General features: G+C 69.0%; 13 protein-coding genes. 7 read left to right on the top strand and 6 right to left on the bottom strand.

Annotated features, from left to right (window positions below):
• Positions 1 to 2: 2 nt before the first annotated feature.
• Positions 3 to 899 carry a helix-turn-helix domain-containing protein gene (locus OEZ60_RS04285; RefSeq protein WP_263333559.1) on the bottom strand — a complete coding sequence of 299 codons (897 nt, stop codon included), beginning with the start codon at positions 897 to 899 and terminating at the stop codon, positions 3 to 5.
• A gap of 174 nt (positions 900 to 1,073) precedes the next feature.
• On the opposite strand from OEZ60_RS04285, the gene OEZ60_RS04280 reads away from it, so the two are divergent.
• Positions 1,074 to 1,238 (top strand): hypothetical protein, encoded by a 165-nt coding sequence (locus OEZ60_RS04280; protein ID WP_263333557.1) that lies wholly within the window; start codon positions 1,074 to 1,076, stop codon positions 1,236 to 1,238.
• A gap of 30 nt (positions 1,239 to 1,268) precedes the next feature.
• On the opposite strand, the gene OEZ60_RS04275 is transcribed toward OEZ60_RS04280, so the two are convergent.
• A complete protein-coding gene (locus tag OEZ60_RS04275; protein ID WP_263333555.1) occupies positions 1,269 to 2,060 on the bottom strand; it encodes a helix-turn-helix transcriptional regulator in 792 nt (263 codons plus the stop codon).
• A gap of 114 nt (positions 2,061 to 2,174) precedes the next feature.
• Between OEZ60_RS04275 and OEZ60_RS04270 the strand changes: the two genes are divergently transcribed.
• The 3 genes from OEZ60_RS04270 (at position 2,175) to OEZ60_RS04260 (ending at position 5,671) form a co-directional block, all read left to right on the top strand.
• The gene (locus OEZ60_RS04270) at positions 2,175 to 3,317 is read left to right on the top strand and encodes an extracellular solute-binding protein (protein WP_263333553.1); all 1,143 of its coding nucleotides are present in this window, start codon (positions 2,175 to 2,177) and stop codon (positions 3,315 to 3,317) included.
• A gap of 77 nt (positions 3,318 to 3,394) precedes the next feature.
• On the top strand, positions 3,395 to 4,216 hold the full coding sequence (locus OEZ60_RS04265) for an MBL fold metallo-hydrolase (RefSeq protein WP_263333551.1): 822 nt from the start codon (positions 3,395 to 3,397) through the stop codon (positions 4,214 to 4,216).
• Positions 4,217 to 4,258: 42 nt separating this feature from the next.
• A complete protein-coding gene (locus OEZ60_RS04260) occupies positions 4,259 to 5,671 on the top strand; it encodes an FAD-binding oxidoreductase (RefSeq protein ID WP_263333549.1) in 1,413 nt (470 codons plus the stop codon).
• 160 nt (positions 5,672 to 5,831) lie between these two features.
• On the opposite strand, the gene OEZ60_RS04255 is transcribed toward OEZ60_RS04260, so the two are convergent.
• Positions 5,832 to 6,308, bottom strand: a complete 477-nt coding sequence (locus OEZ60_RS04255) for a DUF2269 family protein (RefSeq protein WP_263333546.1) — start codon at positions 6,306 to 6,308, stop codon at positions 5,832 to 5,834.
• Positions 6,308 to 7,591, bottom strand: a complete 1,284-nt coding sequence (locus OEZ60_RS04250) for an SDR family oxidoreductase (protein WP_263333544.1) — start codon at positions 7,589 to 7,591, stop codon at positions 6,308 to 6,310. Before OEZ60_RS04250 ends, OEZ60_RS04255 begins: the two co-directional genes overlap by 1 nt.
• Positions 7,592 to 7,774: 183 nt before the next feature.
• Here OEZ60_RS04250 and OEZ60_RS04245 point away from each other — a divergent pair, with 183 nt between their 5' ends.
• Positions 7,775 to 9,376 carry a SulP family inorganic anion transporter gene (locus tag OEZ60_RS04245; RefSeq protein WP_263333542.1) on the top strand — a complete coding sequence of 534 codons (1,602 nt, stop codon included), beginning with the start codon at positions 7,775 to 7,777 and terminating at the stop codon, positions 9,374 to 9,376.
• 13 nt (positions 9,377 to 9,389) lie between these two features.
• On the opposite strand, the gene OEZ60_RS04240 is transcribed toward OEZ60_RS04245, so the two are convergent.
• On the bottom strand, positions 9,390 to 9,974 hold the full coding sequence (locus OEZ60_RS04240; RefSeq protein WP_263333539.1) for a flavin reductase family protein: 585 nt from the start codon (positions 9,972 to 9,974) through the stop codon (positions 9,390 to 9,392).
• 78 nt (positions 9,975 to 10,052) lie between these two features.
• Here OEZ60_RS04240 and OEZ60_RS04235 point away from each other — a divergent pair, with 78 nt between their 5' ends.
• Both OEZ60_RS04235 and OEZ60_RS04230 read left to right on the top strand, forming a co-directional pair.
• On the top strand, positions 10,053 to 10,553 hold the full coding sequence (locus OEZ60_RS04235) for a GNAT family N-acetyltransferase (RefSeq protein ID WP_263333537.1): 501 nt from the start codon (positions 10,053 to 10,055) through the stop codon (positions 10,551 to 10,553).
• A 31-nt stretch (positions 10,554 to 10,584) separates the two neighbouring features.
• Positions 10,585 to 11,382 (top strand): EcsC family protein, encoded by a 798-nt coding sequence (locus OEZ60_RS04230; RefSeq protein WP_263333535.1) that lies wholly within the window; start codon positions 10,585 to 10,587, stop codon positions 11,380 to 11,382.
• Positions 11,383 to 11,398: 16 nt separating this feature from the next.
• Here OEZ60_RS04230 and ptsP read toward each other — a convergent pair whose 3' ends face one another.
• Positions 11,399 to 13,645 (bottom strand): phosphoenolpyruvate--protein phosphotransferase, encoded by a 2,247-nt coding sequence (gene ptsP, locus OEZ60_RS04225; protein WP_263333533.1) that lies wholly within the window; start codon positions 13,643 to 13,645, stop codon positions 11,399 to 11,401.
• Between the last annotated feature and the right edge of the window lie 21 nt (positions 13,646 to 13,666).

The raw sequence follows: 13,666 nt of genomic DNA, 5'->3' as shown, positions 1-13,666 counted from the left end.
GTTCAGCTTCCGAACACGTCCCGGTAACAGCGGCGCAGGAACGGGCTGCGGCGTCCGAAGATCGAGGCGGGGATCGCGGAGCCCGGCAGCTCCCAGAGCTCGTAGCCGGGATCGAGGCAGTGCGTGCCGAGCCGCGTCATCCCGAGATCGCGGCAGATCTGGGCGCCCCCGAGGGACACCGATATCGAACCCATCCCGTGAAGGTAGACCTCGCGCCGCGCCAGCGTCTCGAGGAAGCTCACGAAGGAGGACAAGAGAAGCGGACCGACCGCTTCGTGGCCACGGCGAATGACCACGGCGGGGCTGTAGCCGAAATAGGTGCCGGGCAGGATCGGCCGGCGCATCCGCTCGAGCGACAGGTCCGCCTCGATCAGCCGGCCGGTGCGGAACAGTTCCTCGTCCTCGGGGTTGAGAAACGGCAGCGTCCATTTCGCCACCATGCGGTCGCCCCGCATCACCACCGCCCAGTGATCGCGGAAGGCGTCGTAGATCGGCAGGAACACCCGTTCATTGGCGGCAAGCTCTTCCGGCAGGGCATCGAACTCCTCGATGGCGAGGGCGATCGAGGCCAGTGCGGCGTCCCGCCAGGAGCCATTGTAGACCGCGTCGACGACCTCATCGTCAAGGAGCCGGTAGGCGCCCCGGGCTGGCGCCGCGCGCCGCGCTTCCCAGTCCTCGCGGCAGGCGACGATCTCGTCGTGGCTCCAGCCAAGCGCCTCGGAGAGCCGGTGTTCGAGGTCGCCGCGGATGAAGGAGAGCGAGCGTTCGTACTTGCCGATGGCATCGACGCTGACACCGAGCATGTCGGCGAGCATTTCCTGGGTCACACGGCCATGCGCGCCGGCATGCGCGCGCCAGGCGCGCAGCTTGGTAGCGAAGAGGGAGCAGCCATCGGTCATCGTGCCTCGGTCGTTGGCGGCCGGAGGGCTCCTAGAATGACCCCATGAGGGGTGGTCTGCCAAGGGACTTACGGGTGGTTACGGGTTCTTCCGCCTCCGCCGGATCGCGTCGGTGGTGGGGCGCGGGGCGCTCGGGCAGTCTTGGATCAGGTTCTGAAGCCAAGGAATGATCCGATGACCCACCGCATTTCCCCCATCTCCGCCGATCTGCTGTTCCTGTCGTCTCGCGAGCCCGGCGCCCGCGTCGACCGGCCCGTTCCCGAGGAGCCTCCGCATGAGCGCAAGACCCGCCGCGCCGGGTGGTTCGCGGCCCTCCGGCACCGGCCGCCGCTGGCCTGACCCCCCGGTTGCCGGAGCTTCTGCGGCGCGTCACGCCTCCTGTGTCATCAGGAACCGTGTCGCCATCGAGAACAGCTCCGATTGCGAGGCGATGCCGAGCTTCGCATAGGCGTGGCGGCGATGCACCTTCACGGTTCCTGGCGAGATGCCCAGCACATCGGCCGCCGTTGGCGTCGAATGACCTCTCAGGATCAGCTGGACGACTTCGGCCTCGCGCGGACTGAGGACATCGGCCCCGAAACCCACCAGCCGGTCGTCGATGACCTCGGCCGCGACAGCCTCGACGGTCCCCTCCGCACCCCATTGTTGCAGAACGGCGGCGCGGATCAGCGGGAACGCCGCGGCGAGGGCCGCATTGTCCTCGGGGGTGAAGACGGGCCGGCGCAGGCGGCGGGCGAGCGACAGGACCAGCCAGCGTTCCGCTCCGTCCGGGATCAGCACGCCGATTTCGTCGCCGATGCGGATCTTGCGGTAGAAGTTGCGGTAGTATTCCGAGCGGAAGAACGCGTCAGGGGCGAGGTCGCGCAGGCGGTAGGCGCCCGGTTCCTGACGGGTACGGCAGGCCTTGTAGAAGGGATCGAGAAGGTAGGGGCCGGTCGCGTAGAAGGCGACGGTAATCGCTGCCTGCACGTCGTCGAGATCGTGAAACAGCGCCTGCGGCGGGGCGCCGCCGTCATAGCGTGTCACCACGAGCGAGTCGAAGCTGCAGCACAGTGCCAGCACGCGGCGGAGTGCGGCGGGAAACCGCGGGCTTCCCAACGCTCCGATCATTTCGGCCAGAGCGGTGCTCCATTCGGCCGGAAAAGATACGCCTTGCTTCATCTCGACACTTCAGATGCTATATACCCCTATAGGTATATGTCTATAGCTGAATTTACGGTGTTACTCCATAGCGTGTAGGCTTTCCCGATCCGAACCGGCTGTCAGGAGGGAAGCATGGCCAAAGCCACTCGCGCCAATTCAGGGACAGGGGCCACCAAGGTGGCAACGCCAAAGACCACGCTACAGGGAGCCGTCATCCTCGGGTGCGCCGTCCTCGCCGCGAGCGGCGCCGGGGCCGGGGAACTCGCCATCTACAACTGGGCCGACTATTTCGCCGCCGACACGATCGCGAACTACCAGGCCGAGACCGGCGTCGAGGTCGCGCTGGATTACTACGATTCGAACGAGGTGCTGGAAACCAAGCTCCTCGCGGGTGGAAGCGGCTATGACGTCGTCTTCCCCGCGGCCGTGAACGCGGAGCGCGAATTCAAGGCCGGCGGGCTCCTGCCCGTCGACCCGGCGCGGCTTGAGAACTACGGAAACCTCAACCCCGACATCCTCGCCGCACTCGACGCCGTGCCCGGCGGCCGACAGCTCGGCGTGCCCTATACCTGGGGCACGATCGGCATCGCCTACAATCCCGCCCTGGTGGCCGAGCGCATCGGCGATCAGCCGGTGGACACGCTCGACCTCATCTTCAAGCCGGACCTCGCGGGCCGGCTCGCGGATTGCGGCATCGCCATGCTCGATTCCCCGGTCGAGGTCGTGTCGGTCGCGCTGAACTATCTCGGTGCCGACCCCTATTCGGAGGATCCGGGCGAGCTGGCGCGTGCTCGCGATCTTCTCGCCGCGGCGACGGCGTCCGTCCGCTACTTCAGCAACCAGAAGGCCACGGCCGACCTTGCCTCCGGCAATATCTGCGCCGCGCTCGTCTACAGCGGCGACGCCGGCATCGCGCAGATGCGCGCCGAGGAAGCGGGCAGCGGCGTCGAGGTCGCCTATGCGATCCCCCGCGAGGGCACGCTGATGTGGATCGACCTGATGGCGATCCCGGCGGATTCCCGGCGCGTCGACGAGGCCTATGCCTTCATCGACTACATGCTCAGACCGGATGTCATCGCCGACGTCACCAACACGGTCTTCTTCGCCAATGCCAACGCCGCGGCGGATGCCCATGTCGATCCGGCGATCCTCGCCGATCCCGGCTTCTATCCGCCGCCCGAAACGCTGGCGCGCCTGTTCCCGGACCGCAGCCTCGACGCCCGGCCGCTGCGCAGCCGGACCCGGCTCTGGACCGAGGTGAAATCCGGGATCTGACGGCACCCGGCTACGGGTGAGGGGCAAAGACGCGGCATCCGGCGGCAAAACGCGCTATGCTGTCGCCGGAGGCTTCCATGACCCTCATCCGGCTTCTTGTTGTTTTGCTGGCTGTGACGGCGGCCTTGCCCGCCGCCGCCCAGAGCCGCCGCCCGAGCCATTGCATCGCCATTGCCGACGCGGCTCCCGGCATCGAATACCTCCACCGTGCCCGCTACGGCGACCCGCTGCCGGCCGACACGGTGCGGCTGTCCTATGTCGGCCATTCGACCTACTTTCTTGAGACCCACGGCGGGCTGTCCCTCGCCACCGACTACACAGGGATGCTTGGTCCCGCCGACGTGGTTCCCGATGTCGTCACGATGAACCGCGCCCACAGCTCGCACTGGACCTCCGAGCCCGACGAACGCATCCCGCATGTGCTCCAGGGCTGGGACTGGACCGGGGAACCCGCCGACCACCATCTCGACCTCGGCGAGATGCTGGTGAGGAACGTGCCCACCGACATCCGCCGCCCGGGCGGCGGGGTGGAGCCCTACGGCAACTCGATCTTCGTCTTCGAGGTCGCGGGGCTCTGCATCGGCCATCTCGGCCATCTCCACCACGAGCCGGACGAGGCGCAATATGCCGCCCTCGGCAGGCTCGACGTGGTGATGGCGCCGGTCGATGGCGGCATGACGCTCGACCTGCCGACGATGATCAATGTGCTGAAGCGGCTCCGCGCCTCGATCGTGCTGCCGATGCACTGGTTCGGCCCGGTGACGCTCGCCCGGTTCCTCTCCGGCATGGAGGACGCGTTCGCGGTCGAGCTGCGCGAGGAGACCGTGCTCGAGGTTTCGCTCGCCACGCTGCCCGCGCGGCCGACGGTGATCGTGCTGATGCCGCGGCTTCTCGACTGAGCGCCCTTGCCGGATGCCGCCGGGCGTGCTTGATCAGGGATCATGCTGAACCCCGCCGACGCTGCCTTCGCCCAACGCCTCGCCACGCTCCTGCCGGAGGGCACGCTCGCGCCGGCGGAGCCGCGCTATCTCGAGGAGCCGCGGCGCCGCGCGGTGACGCCGCAGGCGCTCCTCGCCCGTCCGCGCGAGACGGCGGAGGTCGCGCGCATCGTTTCCGCCTGCGCACAGGCGCGGGTCGGCCTCATTCCCTGGGGCGGCGGCACCGGGCTCGTGCTCGGTCAGGTCCAGCCGGAGGGGCCGGCGCCGGTGATCCTGTCGCTGGAGCGGATGAACCGGCTGCGCGGGCTCTGGCCCGAGGAGAACCTGATGATCGTCGAGGCCGGCATGACGCTCGCCGAGGTGCAGGCGGCGGCGGACGGGGCGGGGCGGCTCTTCCCGCTGTCGCTCGCCTCCGAGGGGACGGCGCGGATCGGCGGCAACCTTGCCACCAATGCCGGCGGCACCGCCGTCCTGCGCTACGGCAATGCGCGCGAGCTTTGCCTCGGGGTCGAGGCGGTCCTGCCCGACGGCTCGGTGCTGAACGGGCTGACGCGGCTCCGCAAGGACAATACCGGCTATGACCTGAAGGACCTTCTCATCGGCTCGGAAGGCACGCTCGGCGTGATCACCGCCGCCACGCTGCGGCTCTTTCCGCAACCGGCGGCGACCGCCACCGCGCTTCTCGCGGTGATCGGGCCGGAGGCGGCGCTTGAGCTCCTGACGCTCGCGCAGATCCGGACCGGCGGCGCGGTCACGACCTTCGAGCTGATCCATGCCCAGGGGCTTCTTTTCCTCGACGAGGCCATGCCCGAGCTGCGCCAGCCCTTCGCGGATCGCCCCGACTGGTCGGTGCTGATCGAGATCGGCCTCGCGCCCGGCCTCGACCCCGAGGTGGTGATGACCGGCCTCTACGAGGCGGCCGAGGCTGGAAGCCTTGTCCGCGACGGTGTCATCGCGCAGAGCGGCGCGCAGGCGCGGGCGCTCTGGGACCTGCGCGAGGCGCTGCCGGAGGGTAACCGCCGGATCGGCGCGGTGGTCTCGCACGACATCTCGCTGCCGCTCTCGGAAATCGCGGAGTTCCTGCGCCGCGCCGGGCCGGTGATCGCCGCGATCGGTCCGTTCCGGGTCAACTGCTTCGGCCATCTCGGCGACGGCAACCTGCATTACAATGTCTTCCCGCCGAAGGGCGGGCGTGCCGCCGATCATCGCGACAAGGCCGGTTCGATCCAGCGCGCGGTGCATGACCTCGTCCACGCGCTCGGCGGCTCGGTCAGCGCCGAGCACGGGATCGGGCGGCTCAAGACGCGTGACCTTGAGGCCTATGGCGATCCCGCGAAGCTCGCCGCGATGCGGGCGATCAAGGCGGCGCTCGATCCGGCCGGGATCATGAATCCGGGCGCGGTCCTCGCCCCCTGAGGCGCGAAGCCCCGCCGGTGGAGCGACCGACGGGGCCCGGGCGATTTGAAGTCACATGAGCTACAAGCTTCGACCGGCTCGCGCCGGCTGACCCGACGCTAGCAGGAAATCTGTTACCGAATGGTTAATTCCGCGCGTCGGGCGCGAACTTCGGCAAGCCTCAGAACCCGAGATCGGGCCGCGCCACCATCAGCCAGAAAACTGCGACCAGCGCGCCGAAGGCAGGCCAGCCAAGTGCGAACCATATCCGGTAGAGGCGCCGGGCTTCGTCCGGCAGCGCCTCACCGCCGGACGCAGCGGCGCGCGCAAGGTCGCGGATCCGGATCTGCAGCGCGACCACCGGCAGCCAGCAGGCCAGCGCGAGGAGATAGAGGCCATAGGTCGCGACCAGCCAGGGTTCGAAAAAGGAAAATCCACTGAAATGGACAAGAATTGCGCCCGTTATCGGCTGAATGAAGCCCGCCGGTGTCGTGAATATCCAATCCGCGACGACGACACCCGTGGCCACGCCATGCACGATGCGGGGCTCGCCGCGCCGCATTGCCCAGACCATCTGGAAGGCGGTGCCGATCCCGGTGCCGAAAAGAACGGTCGAGGACAGGATGTGCAGCCACTTCACGGCAAGGTAGGGGTCCATCAGCGTTCCTCCGCCAAGGCGAGGTGAACGAGGATCAGCGCCATCACCGGCAGGTTCTTGAGAAGCCCGCCAAAGGGGGCGAGCCACAGACCCGGCGCGAGGATGCTCAGCCCCGAGGTGTATGCGGCCACGAGCGCGAGCTGCGCCCAGCCCACTTGGCGTGGCCGCCAGTCCCGCAGGAGCGCCGCGGCCAGCGCGAGGTCGAGGAGCCCGCCGGCCCGCGCCAGCATGACGAGCGCGGCTTCCGGCAAGGGTGCGGCGGCGAGGACGGGCGTGAACGCGGCCGGTGGCAGCAGGAGCCCGAGAAGGCCCGAGACCAGCCACATCGCGGCCAAAACCAGCCGGAGCAGCGGTTTCAGAAGGTAGAGCCGCGCCTGCCACAGGTCCTGGGTTCCGGCCGGGCGGCGGCAGAGGAAGCGCGAGACCGGTTCTGGCCGCGCCGCGATCCGCGCGAGCAGCGGCGCGGGATCGGCCGCTATACCCTGCCTGAGCTGCGCCACCGCCGTGGTCGAAACGGGGCCAAGCCGCAATGCATCGCCGACCCGGCCCGCGACCCTCGCGAACCGGTACGGCACCCTCAGGACCGGCGCCGGCGCGAGGCCGAGCCAGCTCCGCAATAGTGCGGAGAGCGCGTCCTGGCTCAGGTGCTCGGGGCCGCCGATCTCCCAGGCGCCTTCGGCCGGTCCGGCGCCCGGCGGGGCGGCGAGGCAGTCGGAAACGACGGAGGCGAGGTCATCCGCGTGGATCGGGTTGCAGGGCTCCGCGCCCGTGCCGACGACGACGCGGCGCACGGGCAGTGCCGCGAGCGCGCGGAGAAGCGAGGAGCCGCCGTAGGACGTGTCGGCCAGAACCAGGCCGGGCCGGAGGATCGTCACATTTCCTGCGGCGCGCGCCACCGCCTCGCCGCGCCGACGCCAAGCGGCGAAAGGCGTGTCGGCCGTGATCCCTACCGCCGAGATCAGCACCGCCCGGCCCCCGTCCCGCGCCGCGTAGGCCGCGCGTGGCGCGGCCTCGTGGACCGCGGCAAAGGCCGCGTCCGCGCCGGTCAGCAGCCCCGCTGCGATGACGAGATGCGTGCCGTCGGCCAGATGCGGCGTCCAGAAGGCCGGAGTGTGACAGGCGGGATCGCAAAGATCGACGCGGAGCACGGCGAACCCCATGGCCGCTAGCCGCTCCGGCCGCCGCGCCACGGCCACGACCGCGTGCCCCCCCCCCGCTCGCAGCGCAAACGCGATGTGACGGCCGATAAACCCGTCCGCGCCGAGGACAAGAACCCGGCTCACCATCGTGATCCGCCCGTCGCCATGCCGAAGCCTGCCCGTTCGTTTTCTTGGCCGCAGCCTAGATGCGGGGCCGGGCGGTGAAAAGGGTGCCCGGTGCTCCGGGGGCATGCCGCTTGAGGGTTTATTTCGCGGCCGTTTGCCGCTAGACGGGGCGTCGCGAACAGAAAATCCCCGAGGTCCACGATGCCCCGATCCGCGCTTGCGGCTTTTGCCGCTGCCGTCTCGCCGTCCCATGCGCCGGCCTTCCCGCTTTCCGCCGCAGGGATCCGGACCGAGGTGCTGTCGGGCCTCACCGTGGCGCTCGCTCTGGTGCCCGAGGCGGTGGCCTTCGCCTTCGTGGCCGGTGTCCATCCTCTCGTCGGGCTCTATGCGGCCTTTCTCGTCGGGCTGATCACGGCGCTGATCGGCGGCCGGCCCGGCATGATCTCGGGCGCTACCGGCGCGCTCGCGGTGGTCATGGTCAGCCTCGTCGCCGCGCATGGGGTCGAGTACCTCTTCGCCACCGTCGTCCTGATGGGGCTGATCCAGATCGCTGCGGGTCTCCTGAAGCTCGGCAAGTTCATCCGGCTCGTGCCGCATCCGGTAATGCTCGGCTTCGTCAACGGCCTAGCGATCGTCATCGGCCTCGCACAACTCGAACATTTCCGCCTGCCGGACGGGCAGGGCGGGCATGCGTGGCTGAGCGGCGGGCCGCTCGCGACGATGCTGGCGCTCGTCATCGCCACGATGGCGATCATCTGGGTGATGCCGCGGCTCACCCGCGCCATTCCCGCGCCGCTGGCCGGAATCGGTATCGTCGCCGCGCTGGTGATTGGCTTCGGCATCGAGGTGCCGCGGGTCGGCGACCTCGCCTCGATCCAGGGCGGGCTGCCGTCCTTCCACGTCCCCGCCGTGCCGTTGAACTGGCAGACGTTCGAGATCATCCTGCCCTATTCCGTCATCCTCGCCGCGATCGGCCTCATCGAGAGCCTCCTGACCCTCAACCTCGTCGGCGAGATCACCGGCAAGCGCGGCGGGGCGAGCCAGGAATGCGTGGCGCAGGGCGTGGCCAACACGGTCACCGGCTTCTTCGGCGGCATGGGCGGCTGCGCGATGATCGGCCAGTCGATGATCAACGTCACCTCGGGCGGGCGCACCCGGCTCGCTGCCGTCGCCGCGGCGCTGTTCCTTCTCTCATTCATCCTCTTCGCCGCGCCGTTGATCGAGGAGATCCCGCTCGCCGCGCTCGTTGGCGTGATGTTCATGGTGGTGATCGGCACCTTCGCTTGGCAGAGCTTCCGCGTCCTGATGAAGGTGCCAGCGACCGACGCCGTGGTGATCGTCCTCGTCACCGCGATCACGGTGGCGACCGACCTCGCCACCGCTGTCGTCGCCGGAGTCATCGTCTCGGCACTCGCCTATGCCTGGCAGAACGCCAAGCGCATCCATGCGACGATCCGCGAGACCGAGGACGGGGCGAAGGTTTACGCGGTCGAGGGGCCGCTCTTCTTCGGTTCGACCGACGGGTTTGGCGAGCTTTTCACGCCCGAGGCCGATCCCGACCGGGTGATCGTCGACTTCGCCGCGAGTAGGGTTGCCGACCAGTCGGCGCTGGCCGCGATCGAGGCGCTGGCGGCGCGCTACGAGGCCTTGGGGAAAACGCTGTCACTGCGCCATCTCAGCCGCGACTGCCACCGGCTTCTCAATCGTGCCGGCCAGCTGATGATCGACAGCGACGACGACCCCGAATACGGGATCGCGGTCGATTACGACGTGAAGGCCGGGGCGTTCGGCGCGGCGCATTGACCGCTTGAGGCGCTTACTCCTGACCGGGTCGCAGCATCTCGAAGACCTCGGTCACCACCGAGTAATCGCGGTACCCGCCGCGCGCGAGCGGCTGGAACCGGGTCACGTCGAAGCGTCCGTCGACGAGGCAGTCGTCGCGGAGGTGGATCCCGGTGACCTCTCCGAGGACGAGGAAATTGTCGCGGCCGAGCAGCTCCACGATCCGGTTGATCCGGCATTCGAGGACCGCCGGCGCGCCCCGGACATGGGGGCAGGGGATCGTCAAGCAGTCGTCGCGCTCCACCCCGGCGAGGGTGAACTCGTCGGTGTCGGGCGGGTAGGTGCCTGAGGTCAGGTTCATGCGCTCGCGGGCCGCGTATTCGACGATGTTGACCGCGAAGACGCCGCTCTCCTCGATGTTTCGAAGGCTGTCCTTGCGACCGGTCGAGGCGAACATGACCTGCGGCGGTGTGTAGGCGATGCCGTTGAAGAAGGAATAGGGCGCGAGGTTGTCGCCCGTCGTCCCGCGCGAGGAGATCCAGCCGATCGGCCTGGGCGTGATGATCGCGTTGAACGGGTTGTGCGGCAGTCCGTGGCCGTCGGCCGGGCGGTAGAACATTGCGGACCTCATAGGGTTTGAACCGATCCTGCCCGCATGTTAGGGGCGATTTCCAGCGGATTCGGGGAGTGGCGCGGCTTGTACAGGCTCGAGGAGGAGACCGAGGCGGACTGGTGGGAAGTGGAGGCGCTTTACGACCTCTGCTTCGCGCCTGGGCGGACGGCGCTGTCCTCCTATCGCCTGCGCGACGGCGTCGCGAAGGTGGCGGAGCTGTGCCTCGTCCTGCGCGACGTTGACGGCACGCTCGCAGCGGTGATCCGGTACTGGCCGGTCCTCGTCGGCGGGCGGCGGGTGCTGCTCCTCGGGCCGGTCGCGGTCCACCCGACCCGCCAGGGCGAGGGGCTGGGCGGCATTCTCATCCACGAGAGCCTCGCCGAGGCGGCGCGGCTCGGCTGGGAGCGGGTGCTTCTCGTCGGCGATCTGCCCTATTATCGCAGGTTCGGTTTTGCCAGGTTGGAGGGTGTCGAGATGCCGCCGCCGACCAACCCGGACCGGGTGCTCGGCCGGGCACTCAAGCCCGGCGCATGGGACGGGGTGAGGGGCACGGTCACCAAGTTCCAGGAGACGCGGCCCGATTGAAGCGGCGCGGAGCGGTGCATATCTCTGGAAGATGAAGAACGATGCCGCCCTTCCCGAGCCGGTGCCGCCGCAACTGCCGGTTACAGCGCTGCCACCTGACGCGCTGGCCGAGATTTCGGTGCTGGCGCTCAGGCTCCAGCGCGCGAACGGGCCGGTGATGCGGGCTCTGAACGCCTTCGGGGGGCGGATCGAGGCGCGGATGACCGGCCTGCCGGAGAACCTGCGCCGCCTGATCGAGACCGGGATGGTCGAGATCCTTGCCGGTGCCTACGAGGTCGCCGGCCGGGTGGGAGCGCACCGGGCGTTGCCGGACACGGGCAACTGGGGCCACCGCGCCGCCGTCGCGACGGGCGGGGCGCTCGGTGGGGTCGGCGGGCTCGGTACGGCGCTGGTGGAGCTTCCGGCCACCATCGCGTTGTTTTTCGGGGCGATGCAGAAGGTCGCCGGGCAATATGGCTTCGACCCGGCCTCGGCCGAGACGCGGGCGGTCTGCATCGAGGTCTTCGGCGCCGGCGGGCCGCTCGCGGAGGATGACGGTGTCAACACGAGCTTTCTCGGCACGCGGCTCGCGGTCAATGGCCGCGCGGTGCAGGCGCTCATCCAGCAGGTGGCGCCGACGCTCGCGGCGGTGATCGGGCGCAAGCTCGCAACCCAGGCGGTTCCGGTGATCGGGGCGGCGGCAGGCGCGGGTCTCAACCTCGCCTTCCTGTCCTACTACCAGGAGATGGCGCATGTCCGGTTCGGCCTGAAACGGCTTGCCGATCGGTACGGGGCCGCGCCGGTCGATACCGCGTTCCGCGAGGACGTGAGACGCCTCCGCGCGGGTTAGGTCCGCGCCTCGGTTGTCAGATGTCCTGCGTCGACAGCCAGTTCATCACGCCGGCGCGGATGTTCGTGACGCCGCTCGCGCATTCGCGGTCGATCACCTCGCGCAGTTCGGTGAGGTCGACCCGCCGGATCAGGTGCTTGACCGGACCGATTGATGCCGGCCGCATCGACAGCGTCCTGAGGCCGAGCGCGGCGAGGCATAGCGCCTCGATCGGCCGGCCGGCATCCTCGCCGCAGAACGACAGCTCGGTGCGGGCTTCCTCGCAGCGGGCGACAATCTGGCGGATGAACGAAAGGAAGCTCGCGTTCAGCATGTCGTAGCGGCGCCGGACCTGCTCGTTCTCGCGGTCGGCGGCGAAGAAGAACTGCTTGAGGTCGTTGCCGCCGATCGAGATGAAATCGGCAAGCTCGAAGAACTCCTTCGGCGCGAAGGCGAGCGACGGCGTCTCCAGCATAGCGCCGATCTCGAGCGCGCCGGGCAGCTGGTGGCCGAACTGGCGCTCGCGCTTGACCTCGTCGAGCAGCATCTGGCGGGCGGTGCGGAACTCGTCGAACTCGGCGATGAAGGGGAACATGACCGAGAGCGGCCGGCCCTTGGCCGCGCGCAGGAGCGCCTGGAGCTGCATCCGCATCACGCCCGGCTTGTCGAGCGCGACGCGGATCGCGCGCCAGCCCATCGCCGGGTTGGGCTCCTCGACGCGCTTCATGTAGGGCAGCACCTTGTCCGAGCCGATGTCGAGGGTGCGGAACACCACGCGCTTGCCCTTCGCGGCATCGAGAACGCCGGAATAGATGTCGGCCAGCTCGCCCCGCTTCGGCACATGGGCGCGGATCAGGAACTGCAGCTCGGTGCGGAAGAGGCCCACCCCCTCGGCGCCGGAACCGGCGAGCGAGGGCAGGTCGGCCATCAGCCCGGCGTTCATGTGCAGCGCGATCGTCGTGCCGCATTTCGCGGTCGCGGGCAGATCGCGCAGGGATGCGTAGCGGCTCTGGGCCTCGGCCTGCATCGCGATCTTGTCGCGGAAGGCGGCGGCGACGGTGTCCTCTGGGCGCAGGTGGACGACGCCCTGGTCGCCGTCGACGAGGATCGCGTCGCCGTTCAGCGCCTCGGTGGTGATCCGTTCGGCATGGATCACCAGAGGGATCGCGAGCGCGCGGGCGACCACGGCGGCGTGGGAGCCGACGGAACCCTCCTCGAGCACGATCCCCGACAGCTTGCGACCGTAGTCGAGAAGCTCGGCCGGGCCGATATTGCGCGCGACGAGGATCGGGTTCTCCGGCATCTCGGCACCGGTATCGGCGCCCTGTCCGGTCAGGATCCTGAGAAGCCGGTTCGACAGGTCGTCGAGGTCATGGAGCCGGTCGCGTAGGTAGGGGTCGGGCACCGACTCGAGCCGCGCCCGCGCCGCCGACTGCTCCTTTTCCACCGCTGCCTCGGCCGAGAGACCGCGGGCGATGTCCTCTTCCATTCGCCGCATCCAGCCGCGGGAATTGGCGAACATCCGGTAGGCTTCGAGGACCTGGCTCTGCTCCTTGTCCTGACCGTCGGTCATGGTCAGCATCGCGTCGACCGAGAACCGGAGCTGCTCGACGGCCTCCTTGAGGCGCGCGCGTTCCTTCTTCGGATCGTCGCCGACCGGGTTGGTGATCACGACCCGGGGCTCGTGCAGCCAGACCTTTCCCTCGGCCGCGCCCTCCTGGCCGGTTGCGCCCTTGTAGAGCACCGGCTGCTGGTGCAGCGCCGACAGCGCCTCGCCCTCGCCGACGAAGGCGCCGAGCTCGGTCATCTCGGCCAGCACCATCGCAACGACCTCGAGCGCGTAGATCTCGTCGTCGGAAAAGAGCCGGGCCTGCTTCGACTGCACGACGAGCACGCCGAGCTTCTCGCCGAGACGCTGGATCGGAACGCCGAGGAACGAGGAATAGATCTCCTCGCCGGTCTCGGGCATGTAGCGGAAACCCTTCTCGGCGGGCGCGTTGGCGGTGTTGACCGGCACCGAGGACTTGGCGACGCGGCCGACCAGACCCTCGCCGAGCCGCATCCGGGTCTTGTGAACCGATTCCGGCTTCAGGCCTTCGGTGGCGCACAGCTCCAGCGTCTCGTCATCGCGGAAAAGGTAGATCGAGCAGACCTCGGACCGCATCGAATCGGCGATCAGGTGGGTGATGCGGTCGAGCCTTTCCTGCCCGGCGCCGGGCTCGGCGAGCGTGTCGCGCAGACGGCGTAGCAGCTTTCGGCTTTCGCTTTCGGTACGGTCAGGCATCGTCTTTCCTCAACGCCCTGC

The organism is Albidovulum salinarum, from assembly GCF_025673475.1.
In the GTDB taxonomy this organism is placed as follows: domain Bacteria; phylum Pseudomonadota; class Alphaproteobacteria; order Rhodobacterales; family Rhodobacteraceae; genus Albidovulum; species Albidovulum salinarum.
Note: the sequence above shows the minus strand (reverse complement) of the source record. Positions and strands in the feature narration are given on the sequence as shown.